The organism is Nostoc sp. (assembly GCF_036919815.1).
Lineage (GTDB): Bacteria > Cyanobacteriota > Cyanobacteriia > Cyanobacteriales > Nostocaceae > Nostoc.
Map to the genome: position 1 here is coordinate 1 of NZ_JBALCE010000044.1, position 17,275 is coordinate 17,275.

17 protein-coding genes and 1 pseudogene are annotated in these 17,275 nt (G+C 41.6%); 10 read left to right on the forward strand and 8 right to left on the reverse strand.

The window, feature by feature from the left end:
* Positions 1-77 precede the first annotated feature (77 nt).
* Together V7K15_RS11425 and V7K15_RS11430 are read right to left on the reverse strand one after the other, a co-directional pair.
* A complete protein-coding gene (locus V7K15_RS11425) occupies positions 78-785 on the reverse strand; it encodes an RNA-guided endonuclease InsQ/TnpB family protein (protein ID WP_334905617.1) in 708 nt (235 codons plus the stop codon).
* A pseudogene (locus tag V7K15_RS11430) lies at positions 772-1,395 on the reverse strand (IS607 family transposase). The gene V7K15_RS11425 and the pseudogene V7K15_RS11430 overlap by 14 nt, the downstream one beginning before the upstream one ends.
* A gap of 286 nt (positions 1,396-1,681) precedes the next feature.
* Between V7K15_RS11430 and V7K15_RS11435 the strand changes: the two are divergent.
* Both V7K15_RS11435 and V7K15_RS11440 read left to right on the forward strand, forming a co-directional pair.
* Positions 1,682-2,305: a 4Fe-4S single cluster domain-containing protein gene (locus tag V7K15_RS11435; protein ID WP_334905618.1), complete on the forward strand. Its 624-nt coding sequence runs from the start codon at positions 1,682-1,684 to the stop codon at positions 2,303-2,305.
* Between the two features lie 329 nt (positions 2,306-2,634).
* On the forward strand, positions 2,635-3,672 hold the full coding sequence (locus V7K15_RS11440; protein ID WP_334905619.1) for a FecCD family ABC transporter permease: 1,038 nt from the start codon (positions 2,635-2,637) through the stop codon (positions 3,670-3,672).
* A gap of 7 nt (positions 3,673-3,679) precedes the next feature.
* Here V7K15_RS11440 and V7K15_RS11445 read toward each other — a convergent pair whose 3' ends face one another.
* Positions 3,680-4,000 (reverse strand): DMT family transporter, encoded by a 321-nt coding sequence (locus V7K15_RS11445; protein ID WP_334905620.1) that lies wholly within the window; start codon positions 3,998-4,000, stop codon positions 3,680-3,682.
* 639 nt (positions 4,001-4,639) lie between these two features.
* Between V7K15_RS11445 and V7K15_RS11450 the strand changes: the two genes are divergently transcribed.
* A complete protein-coding gene (locus V7K15_RS11450; RefSeq protein ID WP_334905621.1) occupies positions 4,640-5,089 on the forward strand; it encodes an Hsp20/alpha crystallin family protein in 450 nt (149 codons plus the stop codon).
* Positions 5,090-5,330: 241 nt separating this feature from the next.
* Here V7K15_RS11450 and V7K15_RS11455 read toward each other — a convergent pair whose 3' ends face one another.
* Entirely contained in the window at positions 5,331-5,630 is a 300-nt protein-coding gene (locus tag V7K15_RS11455; RefSeq protein WP_334905622.1) for a ferredoxin, read from the reverse strand.
* Positions 5,631-5,711: 81 nt separating this feature from the next.
* On the reverse strand, positions 5,712-6,602 hold the full coding sequence (locus V7K15_RS11460) for a uroporphyrinogen-III synthase (RefSeq protein WP_334905623.1): 891 nt from the start codon (positions 6,600-6,602) through the stop codon (positions 5,712-5,714).
* A 641-nt stretch (positions 6,603-7,243) separates the two neighbouring features.
* On the opposite strand from V7K15_RS11460, the gene V7K15_RS11465 reads away from it, so the two are divergent.
* The 5 genes from V7K15_RS11465 (at position 7,244) to V7K15_RS11485 (ending at position 12,416) form a co-directional block, all read left to right on the forward strand.
* A complete protein-coding gene (locus V7K15_RS11465) occupies positions 7,244-8,083 on the forward strand; it encodes a hypothetical protein (RefSeq protein WP_334905624.1) in 840 nt (279 codons plus the stop codon).
* A gap of 325 nt (positions 8,084-8,408) precedes the next feature.
* Positions 8,409-9,311, forward strand: a complete 903-nt coding sequence (locus V7K15_RS11470; protein WP_334905625.1) for a S1C family serine protease — start codon at positions 8,409-8,411, stop codon at positions 9,309-9,311.
* A gap of 86 nt (positions 9,312-9,397) precedes the next feature.
* Positions 9,398-10,234, forward strand: a complete 837-nt coding sequence (locus V7K15_RS11475; RefSeq protein ID WP_334905626.1) for a S1C family serine protease — start codon at positions 9,398-9,400, stop codon at positions 10,232-10,234.
* Entirely contained in the window at positions 10,231-10,863 is a 633-nt protein-coding gene (locus V7K15_RS11480) for a response regulator transcription factor (protein WP_334905627.1), read from the forward strand. Before V7K15_RS11475 ends, V7K15_RS11480 begins: the two co-directional genes overlap by 4 nt.
* 323 nt (positions 10,864-11,186) lie before the next feature.
* On the forward strand, positions 11,187-12,416 hold the full coding sequence (locus tag V7K15_RS11485; protein ID WP_334905628.1) for a glycosyltransferase family 4 protein: 1,230 nt from the start codon (positions 11,187-11,189) through the stop codon (positions 12,414-12,416).
* A 199-nt stretch (positions 12,417-12,615) separates the two neighbouring features.
* Here the strand turns inward: V7K15_RS11485 and V7K15_RS11490 are convergent, their stop codons facing one another.
* The 3 genes from V7K15_RS11490 to V7K15_RS11500 form a co-directional block, all read right to left on the reverse strand.
* Positions 12,616-12,897: a hypothetical protein gene (locus V7K15_RS11490; protein ID WP_334905629.1), complete on the reverse strand. Its 282-nt coding sequence runs from the start codon at positions 12,895-12,897 to the stop codon at positions 12,616-12,618.
* Complete coding sequence (locus V7K15_RS11495) at positions 12,890-13,123, reverse strand: hypothetical protein (protein ID WP_334905630.1); 234 nt, start codon at positions 13,121-13,123, stop codon at positions 12,890-12,892. Before V7K15_RS11495 ends, V7K15_RS11490 begins: the two co-directional genes overlap by 8 nt.
* A 535-nt stretch (positions 13,124-13,658) precedes the next feature.
* The gene (locus V7K15_RS11500; protein WP_334905631.1) at positions 13,659-15,104 is read right to left on the reverse strand and encodes a deoxyribodipyrimidine photo-lyase, 8-HDF type; all 1,446 of its coding nucleotides are present in this window, start codon (positions 15,102-15,104) and stop codon (positions 13,659-13,661) included.
* Between the two features lie 557 nt (positions 15,105-15,661).
* Here V7K15_RS11500 and V7K15_RS11505 point away from each other — a divergent pair.
* On the forward strand, positions 15,662-16,105 hold the full coding sequence (locus V7K15_RS11505; protein WP_334905632.1) for a TOBE domain-containing protein: 444 nt from the start codon (positions 15,662-15,664) through the stop codon (positions 16,103-16,105).
* An 894-nt stretch (positions 16,106-16,999) separates the two neighbouring features.
* A complete protein-coding gene (locus V7K15_RS11510) occupies positions 17,000-17,185 on the forward strand; it encodes a DUF2949 domain-containing protein (RefSeq protein ID WP_334905633.1) in 186 nt (61 codons plus the stop codon).
* Positions 17,186-17,275 lie beyond the last annotated feature (90 nt).

The following is a 17,275-nucleotide window of genomic DNA, read 5'->3' on the forward strand; positions in this document are numbered from 1 at the left end:
ACCTACATGGTCATTCAGTTGTCAAGGTTCTGTTTTCCCTTGCGGCTAATCCCCCTTATCCTTAATAGGATTGGTTTCTAGCCAACGATTCGCACATTAATACCTAAGTCTACTCCTACAGGTTCACCCAATGTTCGATTATTGATAGGTATGGTGTCTAACTTAAAAGCAATAAACCATTTTCCAGCGCGTTTACTAATAGTTACATTTTTCGGTGAGCAAGAGTTAGGGTCTTGTTGCTCCAACGCATAGGAGCCAGCACTGTTCGCGCAGCGTCTCCCTTCGGAAAAGACGGGTTTCGCGTCGCTCTTGTCTGGCGTTGGACTAGCGAAAGAAAGAGAGGGTGAAACACTGGGTAATTGTTCGTGACATTTTACCCACCCTAAAATAGGTACTTTAATCTTATTACCACTAATTTTTATACTGCCTTCTAAATAAAAACTATCTCGAATATTCTTTTTCTTGAATCTTGGAAAACCACTACCTTTTACTTGACGCATTCTCTTGAATGCCTTAACTAAATTCCTCAATGCTTCCTGTGGAGCGCACTTTGAAACTTCGTAGTACCAAGGATTAGCTACCTTAACCGAAGCTACTAGCAATTTATGTAAGTCGATTGCTGTCGGGAATTTAATTTTGTCTGTGGGATTAGCCTTATTGTGATTGAGGAGTTCTTTAAGCAAAGCTAGACCCCAATTATAAGCATGGCGACTTGTTCCAGCGTGTCTGGCGCACAGTGTTTTTTGTTTATTATTTAGGTTTAACTCTGTTTTAAAGCTTCTCACTAATTGCTTTTAACTCCTCAACGATCTTCTTATTCTTATGACTTCTACTTCCATATAGCCTAGCGGCAAATACTGTAATTATTTCTAACACATCACTGGCTAAATCTTCCTCTCTACGAGAGGCTACGCCAACGCAACTAGCATCCTCTGTGCGATTAATAATTACTACCTCTGTTCCGAATTGTTCACATAAACTAAAAATTAGTTCGCTGCCAAATCGAAGTAACCTATCTTTGTGAGTTAGTACCAGTCGCTCAACTTTGTTGTCAGTAATAAGCCTAATTAATCTTTTTAAACCACGCTTACTATAATTCAACCCAGAACCTAAATCATCAATAATTTGGAACTGCCAACCATTAGTAGAACAAAATAGTTCTAATACTTGTTTTTGTCGCTCTAAGTCTGGCTTTTGGTCGTGACTAGATACTCTTGCATACCCAATGGTCATGGAATCATCAGATTTTATGCCGAGTAATTCAGCTAAATCGTACCGCCTATGCCCATTAACTGTTCTTTATGGAACAAGTTTACCCTCTACCTCCCAACGCCTAAGCGTGGAAGCGGAGACACCTTTAAGTTTTGCTGCTTCAGATATGCTTAACTTACTCATGCTAGTATTATAGGTCATTGCAAGAGTAAGTTTAGAAAGAATTAATTATTTTCTTGCTGTACTTTGCCCTCAGTCTATCTGGTTTTTGGCTTAATCAAACCATATTAGACAAAGGAAAAGAAAAAGAATTGTTTTGACGTAGCAGTGCTACGTCAAAACAAGGGTTCTGGGTAACGCATATTTAATTTCTGGAGATGTCTAGTTATATGACCATTGTCACGGTTATATAACTGGAGATTCGCTATAGTTAACCGTTAACAAGCAATGGCTAAAAGGAGTTAAAGAGATGGAAATTAAGCCAACTGACCCATCGCTAGCACTCATGGAAATTCCCCCAGACTATCTCAACATTATGGGTTACGTTGATCAGTCGGAAGTTAATGGCCCTGGTTGTCGTGCAGTCGTCTGGGTACAAGGTTGTCTTCGTGAGTGTCCTGGCTGCTTTAATCTTGACTCTTGGTCATTTGAGGCGAACCAATTGATTGCTGTTGATACCCTTGCCGAGAATATTCTCAGCAATCCCCGCAATATGGGTGTAACGTTTTCTGGTGGAGAACCGTTTTGGCAAGCAACTGCACTGGCATCTTTAGCTCGGAAGGTAAAAGCTGCTGGGTTAAATGTAATGTCTTTTACTGGGTTCACTCTTAAGCAGCTACAGTCACAATCCGCGCCGCCAGGTTCGCAAGCATTGTTAGAACAACTCGATATCTTGATTGACGGGCCTTTTGTACAATCTCTGGCAATTAATTCTCCCAACTCTCCAGTTTCTTCTAGTAATCAACGGGTTCGGGTGTTAAATCCGGCTTTTCAAGACCAGATTACTTGGGCTAGCGATCAGATAGAAGTCCATATCCTCAAGGATGGTGGCCGCATTGTCACTGGTTATCAAGGTGGGTTGGAGTTGACGTAGGATCTGAGGGAACAGGGGGAGTAGGGAGAGCTAAAACTTAAAAATTGAGTCTTTGAAGCTCAACTCTCAGATCAAAGGCAAGGCTCAACCTTCAGCCTCAAAGGCTCAACTTTTACCTCGCCACTTCCAATACGGTTCGGTTACAAGTGCATAGGCACTTATTGATCCTCCTTAGTTCCCCTTAAAAAGGGGGAAATAGAGCCATTATTAGCCCCCCTTTTTAAGCGGGATTGGGGGGATCAAGTCTTATCCAAACCGTATTGTCACCACTTCCTCATTAAAGATCAGCTCTCTTTAAATGCAGCTTTGTTTGGGAGGAATTATAGTGAATGAAAATACTAGACCGGAATTTGACTAGACCATTTCAGACAATTTTTAGTGAACACCGCGTATTTTGGGCTGTTTTACTCCTTGGTACAGCACTGGTGGTAACGGTAGTGCTATCGCTTTCTCAAGGAGCAGTACCCTTAAATATGTCGGAATTTTTGCAAGCTATACTCCGCAAAGGCGATCCGGTTAAACAGACAATTCTCTGGGATTTGCGTCTCCCGCGCATTACAGCTGCTCTGATTGTTGGTGCAGCCTTGGGAATGTCAGGCGCATTGCTGCAAGGAATGTTACGTAATAGTCTTGCTGATCCATTTATTTTGGGCATTTCAGCAGGTGCAGGATTAATTGTGATTGTGATGATCGTCTGGCAAATATTCCCGATCGCAATTCCTTTAGCAGCGTGGATGGGGGCAATTTTGACTTCAGCGATCGTTATTTTGATCGGTCGTTCGGGATCGGGAATTTCTGTTGAGCGGTTGATTTTAGGCGGAGTGGCGGTGAGTTCTTTATTTGGTGCTATCCAAAGTACATTGCTGCTTTTAGCTGAAGACGGTCAAATTCAAATTGCGCTGAGTTGGCTGGTTGGTAGTCTCAATGGACGGGGTTGGCAAGAAATTGCTACGGCTGGCCCTTACATCATCGTGGCATTGATCGGGGGATGCTTGTTGGCGCGATCGGTAAATGTGCTGGCTTTGGGAGATGATTTGGCTGTGGGTTTGGGGGTTTCGTTGGTGCGATCGCGTCTATTAATTGGTGGTGTCGCCACTCTATTAGCCGCAGGTGCAGTCAGCATCAGTGGCTTGATTGGATTTGTTGGTCTTGTTGTCCCTCACGGTGTCCGCCTCATCGTTGGTACAGATCATCGCTTTGTTTTACCACTTTCCGCCCTTGCAGGTGCATGGTTACTGACTTTTGCAGATTTACTCTCTAGACTAGGAGCAGTAGAACTACCAGTAGGTTCGGTCACTGCCTTGCTGGGTTCACCTCTGTTTATTTGGTTACTTTATCGTCGTTCTGCTGGGTTTAATAAATTTTGAGCTTCAATTATTGACTTGCATTTATGCCAATTACCCCGATGATTATTAAGGCGATCGACAAAAGTTTAATGAATGAGGCAGATTCCCGAAACCAGATAATACCAATAATCGCAATTAGGATAGTTCCCAATCCAGCCCAGACAGAATAAGCCACACTCACTTCAAGTCTCTTGAGAGCAAGGGTCAAAAAACTAAAACAAAGTCCATAGAAGACAAATATTAATACCGAAGGAACTATTTTAGTAAATCCTTGCGATAACTTCATGCAAGTTGTACCTGAAACTTCAAAGACGATTGCTGCGATAAGGTAAATCCAACTTGTTGACATATCTATTATCAGTACTTTCTTAGTAATCTCTTATTATCTCTGTGAAATTAAAAAAATACAACGGGTTGAATTATGATCATTAGTTGTTTCAAGATACTAAATATTTGTAGGATACGCTACACATAGCAAGTTTTAAGAGTAGGGGTATGGGTGAGACTCATACGGAAATTTTAAATAGAATTGCTATATTTCAAGCTAATTCATAATTATTATAGCGGTTCTCGGTTGAGTGAATACAAGAACCCAACCCCCTAAGAGCAAGCGAGGAGGCGGCTATGATGTACCTCATCTGATTAATAAAGGCTCTAATTCATAATTAAAAAGGGTTTCATTCCCCTTCTTCTACAAGCAGTCCTGTAATACATAAGGAGATTTAAACCGCTTTCTATTATAGAATTATGAATTATAAATTATGAATTATGAATTTTTAATGTCTGCTTTTTTAGAGTTTACCGAACACACCGATTTAAAATTACCGTACTTTTGATTAACTAGATTTTTGGTTCGGTAATCTTCCTAAATCAGGTGACAAAAAGCGAATTTACATCACTTTTATTTTTAAATACTATGAGAACAAAGGAAGGAATCAAATCCTCAATTAGTTCGACAGCAAAGATACTGATTATCCGAGGTAGAGATATGACATTAGTACGTTGGAGCCCCTGGCAAGAATTTAACATAATACAACGTCAAATCAATCGCTTATTTGATGAAGATACTTTGCCAGCTGCATTTTTGGATAGAGGTTTATCTAGAGTTCCCTCTGCTGAATTAAAAGAAACTGAAGATGCAATTTATCTGAAGCTAGAACTTCCGGGAATTGAAGCTAAAGACGTGGATTTGCAAGTTACAGAAAATGCTGTATACCTGAGTGGTGAGCGGAAGTCTGAAGCTAAATCTGAAGATAAAGGTATAATCAAAAGCGAATTCCACTATGGTAAATTCCAACGTGTAATTCCTTTACCTGCTCGGATTCAAAATACCAACGTCACGGCAGATTATAAAGATGGCATCTTGAACCTGACACTACCTAAAGCTGAAGAAGAAAAGAATAAAGTTGTCAAAGTTAATCTAGCATCGTCTGGCTAATTTCCGCTTGATATCTGCTAGCTATCTATTAAACTAAATAAAAAGCGCTCACCAAAAGGCGAGCGCTTTTTAGTGTGAATTATTCAGCCTATACAGATTTATTAGGAAAGTGCAAAATTTTAAATCTTGTAGAGTATGTTATTACGTAGGATAACGCACCATTTCAGATTTTAGGTGCGTTAGGACGAATGTTCTAACGCATCTGATAAAACTTGCTCTTGATTAAATCTACATTTCTTGGTTAACCGTTAAGCGCATCTTCTTGATGGGTTTGGATTACACAGTCAGAAGTAGGCTTGGCAACGCAGGTAAGAACCCATCCCGCGTCTATTTGCTCGTCGTCTAAGAAGTTCTGATCCGATTGGTCAACTGTACCTGAAATCAGCTTCCCGGTGCAGCTAGAGCAAGAACCTGCGTTACAGGAGTAAGGCAAGTCCATCTCATTTTCTTCATTAGCGATCTCTAGAATGTAATCATCCTCAGAAACTTCAATTGTTTTTTCTTCATCTGGGGTCTTTAATGTGACCTTGTAAGTTGCCATGTAAAAATTCCTAGTTAAGATAAACTCCATTTCCGATACTACGGGTTTATGTGCAGCTAGTCTAGAGTGCAATGTGGTTGATTACTCTACATCCTGAAGGGCTGAGTGTGAACTGGAAGTGAGAGTAAAAAATTCTGCGATCGCTTCACCAAATCCCTCAAATGAACTATAATCCGCAGACACGATAGAGACATTCATACCCAACTTTTGGGCATTAGCAGTTGTATAAGGGCCAAAACATGCAATGATACAAGGTTCATAATCGCTTTGCGAGTTGACCATTGTCAAAAAGCTTTCTACTTCCGCCGTGCTACTAAAGGCAATTACATCGATCATTCCTTGACGCATCAGGTTTAATTCAATACTGTAGATATTTTTATCTAAACCCTGTGTAATATAAGTGGGTACGCGAGTTACTTCTATACCCAATTTCTGCAAATCCGTAATCAAATTGGGTACAACATTAGGCTCAGGCAAACCTACGACTTGTGGAGTCGGTATCAGCACTTTTTTCTGGTGAATTTCCGGTAGTTTTGCTAATTCAGCGACAATTCCGGCTGGGCTAGATTCTGTAGGAATTAAATCTATTTTGGCACAAAAAGATAATAAGCTTTCTGCGTCTTTTCCTAAAGCACATAAGTGACATTTTTGTACCACAGATACAGGAATATCTAAATCATTCATCCGGTGAAAAAATGCAGTGATGCCATTTCTACTGGTGAAGATGATCCAATCAAATTTACCTATGTTGTTTAGAGCAGTATCTAACTTAGTGTAGTTTGATAAATAGCAGGTTTCGATAGTAGACATGAGAACAGGTAAACCACCTTGTTTGATGATTTTTTCAGATAACCTATAAGCATAATTTCTCGGTGCTGTGACTAAAATTCTCTTGCCATATAGAGGTAATTCTCTAGATGGAGTGAGCAGATCGATTTCTGTTGATTGGGTATGCATTTGTTCGTCTTCCATTTCATTGCTATTCCTACCTTAGAATGGGCGTTGCTGAATTTATAGCGGTTTTCGATCAGGTACGCTAACATCTCTCATTTGGATAGGGAGCATCCCAATGCAAGGAAATTTACCAAAATCGCTACAAGTCAAACGTGTAGTAGGGGCGCACACCTGTGCATTGGTGTCAACTTAAGGCAAAAGCCTGTCTAAAACAAGCTTTTAGGGATTGTCTCCAAAAGAAGTCTCCAACTGGGAATGCCTAATCGGGGGCTGCTACCTCAAGACTAGCGGCAGAGCCGCAATTGAATAGCATTTCCAGCCAGAGGCTGAAAACGAGGTTTTATATCAAGTGCGGATGAATACTTGTATTAGACTGTCCGGGTGAGAGGCCACCAGTGATAACAAGTTAATCCTTGGATTAAATCATGTTGTTTGATTAATTGTTGAGATCGAGTTCTTCTCGATTACACTCTAACTTAGGAACTATCGAAGCAAAAGTGAATTAAGGGTTGTCGCGGCTTCAACTTACGCTGATTTTCCGCAAGGTAATATACCAAGCTCGACTTTATCCAAATGCTGAGGTTGTGTCCCAATGATTCTTGGCGTGTCGATTAAACATAATAACGAACTTCTTTAATTCGTCAATGAACTTCTTTAACTTGTCAAAACCAAAAGCCCCTGCTGTATCGCCTCGCTCGTCTGATCCTACCCACAAACGAAATCATGGCGGCATCATTTCAGTGATCGGCGTAAAAACTACTTTGCTTGGGTTTGCCTCTTTGTTGGTACTCACGGTAGCTATCTCTTCCCGAATGGCCTCAGCCCACCAAGCGTCCAACCCTCAAAAGACTGACACTGGTAAGTCGATCAGTGAAAAACTTGTTGCCAACTTCCGACCCAAGTCTGATGAGGTGGTACAGCCCACGGTTCTCCCCGAAATTGGCAAATGGATGCTCAATCCGGATTTCACACCGGCTGACTGGTTAGGTGAAATCTACCAAGGGAAGACCCTGAGGGAGCCGATCAATATCATCATTGTCGATCCAGTGGCAAATTCGCCCGAAGAAGCCAAGAATCGACTGATCGCGGCTTGTACGGCAGCGGGTTATCCCAGTCGTGAAGGGCACTCAAGTGGGTATTGGGGATACATCGACGAGCAACTTCAGGCACAAGTCCCGCAAACTCAAGATCATGCTTTTTCAAACGAGCCATATATCTTCAACAATAATCATGGCAGGATCTTCGGACCTTATCGTTACAAAGAAGCGTATGTTTTCATCGGCGCATTCAGCCGTGAGAAAGTGATGCCGTTTTCAAAAATTAAGCACCAGTTCGTCTCCTTCAATCAGGCGCGGGATGATTTTGCCAAGAACATTAATCTAAAAACACAGTACCAGATAAACGGGTATCTGAACTTAGATAATGCGATCGTGAATAACCCAAAGATCACGACCGGCGATTATGACGGGATGGCTGTCTTGCTGAAGGCAAAAAAGTAGCTCTTTGTGAAAGCGGTAGATTCAAAGCGATAATGCCTTGCAGATTCTCGTTCATCCATTCTCAATCTTCAATTACTGAAACGTAGGAACTGAATACATGAAAACTGCTGTAAAGGGGTTGTAGCTTAAGTTGACACCAATCATATCTGTGTTACCCTACCATTTGTATTGCACAAAATTATTTATATCTTGATTCAGCAACGCCAAAAAGCTGATATAAATCCTAGCCATTTTTCTAGGGTGAATTCTCCCCATTTTTCCGATGCCATCTGTGTTGATAAAACGACACGATATGAATATCTAAGAACGTTTGCACAAAAATCTTATGTCTTCATTACTGGCTTTGTCCAACAATTTAGCTGACACCGTAGAACAAGCTGGGAGTGCTGTAGTTGCGGTGAATGCGGGTACTCGTGTTTCCTCAAGTGGCATTCACTGGCGTAATGGCATCATTGTTACTTCTGATGAGTCCCTCCAGCGCTATGACGATATCACTATCACTCTCTCAAATGGTAGCACTGCACCAGTAACACTCATCGGTCATGACTCTAGCACTGATATCGCTGTTTTTAAACTAGAAAATGTCGAAATACCTGTGGCAAAAGTTGGCGATGCCAAAACGCTCAAAGTCGGTCATCTGGTAATAGGGCTAGCAAGAGGTAGCGAAGGTGACTTAAGGGCGGCGATGGGTGCAGTGAGTGTAGTTAGCGGTGCTTGGCGGAGTATGAGTGGCGGGAATATTGACCAATTCATTCGCCCAGACATCACCCTTTACTCTGGTTTTGCAGGCGGACCGCTCGTAGATGCGGCTGGTTTTGTGGTAGGTATGAATACATCGGGGCGGCGTGGTATTGCTCTGACTATTCCCACTGCTACAGTCGATCGCGTGGTTGACCAATTAGTAGCAAAAGGACGCATTTCCAAGGGTTACTTGGGTGCGGGAATGCAACCTGTACGCTTACCAAAAAACCTGAAAACTGCTCTCAATTTAACTTCTACAACTGGGGTAATTGTCGTTAATGTTGAGGCTTCGGGGCCTGCTGAGAATGCAGGTGTGCTGCTTGGCGATGTTTTGGTAACGTTCGATGGGGTAACTGTGGGCGATACAGGTGATGTGTTGGCGCTGCTCAATAGTGGCGATCGCATTGGTAAAACTGTCAACGTGCAACTTGTGCGGGCTGGAGTGTTAGTTGAGTTAGCGATCGCAGTTGGCGAAAGACCTTTGTAATGACGCTCGTTCGTGAAACGTCTCCCCTTGGGAGAAGACTCGCTATCGCTACGCTAACGTAATTCGTAATTCGGAACTTTGAGATTATGGCAAACAGAACATTACCTAACATCGCTGCTGAATTGACAGAGGTGGCTGCTAAACTACGCCTACGCACTGTCAAAGTGAAAAGCGGTTCTCTGGGAGTCGGTTCTGGTGTAATTTGGCAACCTGACGGACTAATTATCACCAATGCCCATGTCGCAACCAGCAACCGCGCAACTGTAGAATTGGCAGACGGAAGGGTATTTGATGCGGTGCGTACACAATTTGACCCACAGCAGGATTTAGCAGCCCTGAAAATTGTCGCCACTGATTTAACTGCTGCAACCATTGGCAATTCTGAGGCGCTACGAGTTGGTGAATTAGTCTTAGCGGTGGGTAATCCGTTTGCTGAGAGTGGTGCTGTGACAACTGGGATTATCTATGCAAATAATCCGCGTGCAGTTATGGCCGATTTGCAGCTGTATCCGGGAAATTCTGGGGGACCGCTTGCAGACTGTCTCGGTCGAGTCGTGGGAATTAACACCATGATTGTTAATGGTTTAGCTGTGGCAGTTCCCAGCAGCACAGTTGAGCGTTTTTTACAAGTAAATAGTCGTCCGCAACTGGGAGTCACACTGCAACCTGTACTTTTAGATCGGCGTAGGTTGGGTTTATTGGTGTTGTCAATTTTATCTGGCAGTGTGGCGGAAACTGCTGGTGTGCAAATCGGCGATGTTTTAATTGGAGTTTCGGGGCAATTATTCACTAGCATGAATGACTTAACCAAATATCTGCGTGAGAGTAAAGGAACTGTGCCGCTACAACTCCTACGCGGTGGGCAGCAATTCGTGATTTATATTGCCGTGCAGTCTGAGAAAACTGCTGTGGAGGCGAGATGATCCGGGTGATGGTAGTTGCTACTTCCCCTGTAGTACGGGCAGGGTTATCAGCTGTGGTGACAACCAATCCTCGGCTGACGGTTGTGGGGAGTGCATCCGATTTGGATGTATTGGCAAGGGAAGTTGGGCAATTACAACCAGATGTGGTGCTGGTAGATTTGAGTAGCAATCTTCAACAATCGGTGTGGGAAAAATTGCTGCTTATTCAAGAAGAACAATACCCATTAGGAATGATCGTTATTGTTGAGGAACTCGATAGCATCGATTTAGAGACGGCATTACGTTCTGGTATTCGGGGGATATTGCCCAGTAGTAGCACAGAGTCAGAAATTTTCGCGGCTGTGGAGGCGATCGCTTTTGGTTTGGTGGTGCTGCACCCGGATGCTGTAGAATTACTATCTATCCGAGAAAAAGTAGTAACGAATCCTGTACAAAGCTTGACACCACGAGAGATAGAGGTTTTAGGAATGCTTGGGTCAGGGTTGGGAAATAAAGCGATCGCTAAACACTTGCATATTTCTGAGCATACCGTCAAATTTCATCTCTCATCCATTTTTCAAAAGCTCAGTGTCTCCAGCCGCACCGAGGCTGTTGCTGTAGGTGTGCGACTAGGTTTGATTATGCTGTGATCTGTAGTGATTATCATAGAATTCAGTATAAACACAATTCATCGAATTAGCCAAAACAAAAACCTTACCCTATCCTGACGTACATCCCTCCCTCTCCTTACTAAGGAGAGGGACAGGTTTTGCGTAGCATAACCAGGGTGAGGTTTCTTTGGGCTATTCGATAAACCGTAAATTGTGTCACCAAAGACTTGGTGTACAGGGTAGCCTTTTAAGAGAGAGGTGTACGCGTCGTCTATGCATTTGAAAACTGCTGTAAATCAAATAATGACATACAGCCTCTAATCAGGTCATGGTATATGTATCACATTTGATTCATCACTTGTATGAACATTTTAATGCTATCTTCCACCTTCCCCTACCCACCAACGCGCGGAGGAACCCAAGTCAGAACATTTAATTTACTTAAATACCTGAGTCAACGCCATACTGTTACTCTAGTGACTCAACGCGAGGGCGATGTTACAGATGCAGAAATAGCAGGATTACGCGATTGTGTAGATCATCTAGCTATTTTTGAACGCCCGCCAGATTCTGCAACTACCGGAATATTCCAGAAAATACAGCGATTTGGGAGATTTTTACAACAGGGAACACCGCCAAGCGTACTTAACCGCTACTCAGTTGAGATGCAAACATGGATTGATAACTGGGTGGAAGCGGGAAAATGTGATGTAATTACCTGTGAACATAGTGTCAATGAAATTTACATCCAATCGGATTATCAGAAACACCTAAAAACCATAGTTAATGTTCATAGTTCTGTTTACGCTACCTGTCGGAACCAACTAGCAACGGGCATTTCAGAAAATTCCCTCCGAGACAAAATTAATCTGCCACTTTTGCGTCGTTATGAGCAAAACTACTGTGCTAAATTTTCGGCAATTGTCGCCACAACAGAAGAAGATAAAATTCAACTACAAGAGTTTAACTCTAATAGTGAAATTACAGTTATTCCCAATGGAGTAGATTTAGTTTCTTTCCCCAACCGTACCACCGATCCAGGAGGACATCGGTTAATTTTTATTGGTGCAATGGATAATTTAGCAAACATTGATGCTGTCTGCTTTTTCAGCAATGAAGTTTTGCCAGAAGTCCAAAAATTGTATCCCGATACAACTTTCGATATTGTCGGTTCTCATCCGGTGCCAGAAGTTTTAGCACTTGCTCAAAAACCAGGAATTAATGTGATTGGGCGTGTACCTTCGATGGTAGAATATTTACATCAAGCCACCATTTGCGTTGTACCCATGCGGACTGGGTTTGGCATTAAAAATAAAACTTTAGAGGCAATGGCGGCTGGTATACCCTTAGTGGCAAGCGATCGCGGCTTAGAAGGATTAGCCGTAGATGGTGCTAGTCATCTATTACGCGCATTACGAGCCAATAAACCGGCAGAATACGTCACCGCTATTAGTCAACTATTTGATCATCCATATCTGCGTTCAGAATTGTCTCACAACGGCAGACAACTGGTAGAAACAGAATTTACTTGGGATATGGCTGGTAAAAGCTATGAACAAGTTTGTCTTGGCAGGAGTAATACTAATTCGTAATTCGTAATTACGATACACATAAAAATCCTTTATCTAATAAAGATTGGAATTTATGCTTCTAGATAAATTCTAATTGTTGTTTCTTGTCGCTGTGGGAAAATATATGTAGAGACGAAGCTAATGCAACATCTCTACATTGGTTGTGCAAATTATCTTATCTAAATCCTATTCGTTTTTAGTTAGCTCGTGAAGAAGCACGTCAATTATTGTCAAATCTAGTCGAACACCCTAACACAAGTAATTTCTTCTGCTTCCGATTCTTCTTATTCTTGAGGACAATCAAATAATTCTCAACATAGCGAAAAGCAGCTGCACAGTCGTAATCAGCAATGGCTATAGCTTGCAAAAAAACCTTTGAAGGAATTTCAAACCTTAAAAACTTTTCTATTAAAATTAGCAAATCCTTATCTGTGGCAGGAAAAGTAGTTTCTTCTGTCCCTTCTGAATCATTAAATGTATCTTCAATTAATGCTTTATACACTTTGTATCTCCCCAAAAGCATAAGATGTAAAGCCTGTGATAAAGTTTAGCTGTGGATCACGAGTTTGTAAGTTAACTGGGAGTTGAGTACTAGGACATCCGAACTCCCGTAAAGTCTCCAAACAATAAGTACTGAGTTGAGTGTATGGAGCTTGCTCCAATTGTTGAGCTACTTCTAGAGCCATCTCCAGATTGACTTGGATAACCGTCTTTACAGGGTTGGTCATAAACACGCCCTAATAAATTGGATGCTCTAAGTTTTGATCACAAGCACAAATAACGTAACAGTGTTTTTGCGGAATTTATAATCAGGGGAAATTAAAATATCAGCGCATTTGCGGTAATATATGCGAAGCTATACTTTCCTCGGCTGAGAGCTAGGTGCGATCGTTACGCTGCGCGAACGGGGAAGCAAGCTAGATATAGCGATCGCACCAGAAGACGTTGGCGTACTTGCAATCCAGTTCGGATAAGACTTTATCCCCCCACCCCAACCTCCCTTAAAAAGAGCAGGGCTAATAATGGCTCTATTTCCCCCTTAAAAAGGGGGAATAAGAAGGATCTTTAAGGACTATGCACCTTAACCGAACCCTATTGAGCGTAGTTGGCGGTCCGTTTAATAATTAAGTGCATCTTCAAAGCGAATTGGTATAAGTAGGCGTGAACAATTGAAATAAAGAGCAGCAAGCTAAGATGGAAGGTAGCAAGATTCGTATTATCTTACCAGATCAGCCTTAACTAAACATTAAAAAACTAACAATCTTACTCACCACTACTAATGTTTTTTTGCTGTTGATAACGCTGTTTAAACTGCTGTTGTTGTATTTTATGATCTACAATTGGTTCAGGATAGCCAACAGCATGACGTTCTAAAGATGGAATTTTACCAGTAACTAAATATTCTGGATCTACAGACCGCAATTCTGATACCCATTGCCGAATATATTCCCCCTCTGGATCGAATTTTTGTGTTTGACTGGCTGGGTTGAAAATCCGCACAGGTTTAGGGTCCATGCCACTAGAAGCACTCCATTGCCAACCGCCATTGTTGGCAGATAAATCTCCGTCAATCAATTTCTGCATAAAGTATTTTTCTCCCAATTGGGGATTAATTAGCAAGTCTTTAGTCAGGAAACTGGCGACAATCATCCGACATCGGTTGTGCATCCAGCCGCTTTCATTCATCTGGCGCATTGCTGCATCCACGATGGGGTAGCCAGTTCTCCCCTCACACCAAGCTTGGAAATATTCTTCGTTAGTTTCCCAAGGAAAGTTCTTAAAGATGTCACGGAAAGCACCATCAGCTAATTCGGGGAAGTTATACATTGCGTGTTGATAAAATTCCCGCCAAGCTAATTCCTGTTGCCATGTGCGGATATTAACTGCTGTTTCCTCACTGCGGCTATTTTCTTGTGCTTCTATGGTGGCTTGCCAAACGGTGCGAATGCCAATTACGCCAAATTTCAAAGCTGCACTCAGTTGCGATGTGCCATCAACTGCGGGAAAATTGCGCTGTTCTTGGTATTCAGTAATTGCTTTAGTAGTAAATTCCTCTAATCGTTCTTGCGCCGCCATCTCTCCCGGTGAAATAATCAATTCTCCATCCCAAATAAATCCTAAATCTTTCGCTGAAGGTAATGCGATCGCTCCTGCAAGTTTGGCAATTTCTTGTTCAGCTTCTGTTAAGCCCTCAACATTTTGCAGCGTTTCTACTGGTTGATTCTTCGGTTTGGTAATCCAATTTCTCCAAAAGGGCGTGTAAACTGTGTAAGGACTGTTACTACCCGTGCGGATTTCATCTGGGGAGTTGAGAATCTGATCCCAGTTTTGGTTAAGAAACTGAATGCCTTTTTCTTTGAGGGCATTTATAATGGTGCGATCGCGTTCTTGCGAATAAGGTTCTACATCCCAATTCCAAAAAACAGCTTTGGCATTTATTGCCTCGGCTAAAGCTGGTATCGCTTGTACTGGATTGGCGTGGAGTATTAATAACTCGCTACCCACTTTCGCATATCGCTCTTGGAGTTTCTGCAAACAGCCAATCATATAAGTTACTCTCACCGGAGCAATATCATCTCGTTCCAAAATATGCGGATCAAGGCAAAACATGCCCACCACTTTCGGACTCTGCTGTTTTGCCGCAGCCAGTCCCGTATTGTCAGAAATGCGTAAATCGCGCCGATGCCAAAACAGAATTAAGTCAGACATTCCCTACTGGATATAGTTCACCCGTACTAGCTTAGACGCTAGTGGTACCAATGAGCATCATTCTGGCGATAAATTTATTCTGTGAGTGGGGCAGGACTTACACAAACAATAGCCTTTCCATTGCCTGTGGTAGAGAAATAAACTCTGTCCAAGAGGAGCCAGTAACTAAATTTTGGGCGTGAGCTAATCACTTTTGCAACTGTTCAGCAGACTTGAGTCAGCGATCGCTAAACCGCTTAGACAATTTTAAGTAACAAAATATTTCGCATCTAGAAAAAAATAAATATATATGTAGTTAACTATATGAGATTAGTTGATTAATTTGCAATAAAAATGCCGAAAACCCTGACAGAAAAATGTTATTACTACGACATATCGAATTAATACTTGGTAGAATTTTACCAACATAAGCAAAATTGATAAGTAGGTAGGCAAGATAAAACCAATATATGTTTAGTTTTGTGAAAAGGCTGAAATAACGAATTTGTAAGGTATCTGCCGAATTTACATTTCGTTACATACTTGGAAATTTCCTCGCCCACTTACTTAATATTATTATGCCAAGAAAAGAACAAGGATGGGTGACATTTCAAACCTCAGAGGACGAGCGGAAGATTCTAGAGGAGTTCTGCGAACAGTCTCAACGCACGAAGACTGAGATTTTGCGGGAACTCGTGCGTAGTCTCAATCACCACCCTTGGGCATCAATATCACCACCAACTGAGCAGAAAAAACAGGAAGATATCTACACTCAAAAGCCTGAGATAGAAAGTAGTATTCAAAAGAAATCACTAAAAGTTAGCTCTCGGAATATTCTTAAAGGTGTGGTTAAACGAGTTGTTTATGGAGCTGTTAATAGTGAAGTGACTCTGGAGATTATTCAGAAAGTAGAATTAACCTCGATTATCACCAGAGCTTCCGCAGAAGAGTTGGAACTATCTGAGGGAAAAGAAGCTTATGCAGTGATTAAGTCTAACGATATTGTCATTGCTAGAGAATAGAAATATTTGATTTTGGGTGTTGGATATTAAGAGGATAAATTATCATCACTAAGATTTTTTATTTTGGATAACTGCAAGATAAATTGTCAACTATACTCAAAACTCCGCTTCCATTCCTCTCTCCCATTTTGATGCCGTGAGACTGGGCGCACTATTAAGAACTACCAATTGACTGCTACTTTCGCCACCAGATAGGCTTTAGGTTTGTAGAATAACCGCTCATTCTGTCGTAGACAATGCGATCGCTATTGCTAGCCTCTAAAATTTGACTGCACATATAACTCATTAGGACTTACGCACGAATTACGGAATAACGTAGCACAGGCTACCGCAGAGGCACAGAGAAGCCAGTGCATTGCGGGGGTGGAGGAAGGAGTTTGTAGCAACTGGCGTGACACGGAGAAATCAGAGTTTAAGAGATATTTTGCGTAAGTCCTACTCATAATAGTTAACTTTATCATCTGCAAAGTAAAGTTTTTCTGTAGGCGTAGCCCGTGGTGGACATTGGTCCCTCCAGAGTATGTATGTATCTATCTAAAGATATAAATTATTGGTGAAAAACGAACATAAGACTTCTTGCATAAACTCTCTTCACTAAAGTTCTCTCATTTTGAGTGATATTAATTCTTTGAGTACGGTAAACCGTATTTGCTGGTTAGTTCCCAAAGATTAATTTAATTGTTAAGTTTAATTACATAAATAAAAAAACTCTGCAAACATTGCTAAATGGAAGAACTTATGAGATGTGGTAGTATCGTTGACGATCAAGAGAAACTGAACAACTTAGCATCACCGATAGCGAGTCTTGTCTGTGACGCATTTTTGACCAGTCTTTAATCAAGTTTCTTGAGCTAAGTCAAAAATAAAACTTAATTAACATTGCTTAACATTGCTATGACAGCTACAGATAAATTGGTGCATTTTTTAGAAGAAGAGTTGGGTATTTCTGGTGGAGCAATTTCTCTTGCTTTGCGACATTGCGAACACACCCCCAACTTTCTAGCCATGACCCTCTGGCAGTATGGGCTGGTAACACTAGATCAGTTAGCCCAAATTTTTGATTGGTTGGAAACAGTATAAGCTGCTGCTTCAACTAGTTGGATGGGAAATAGCGGACTTTCCCAGAAAGTCAGATTCTCAACAGTATTCATTCTAAGGATTGGTAAGGTC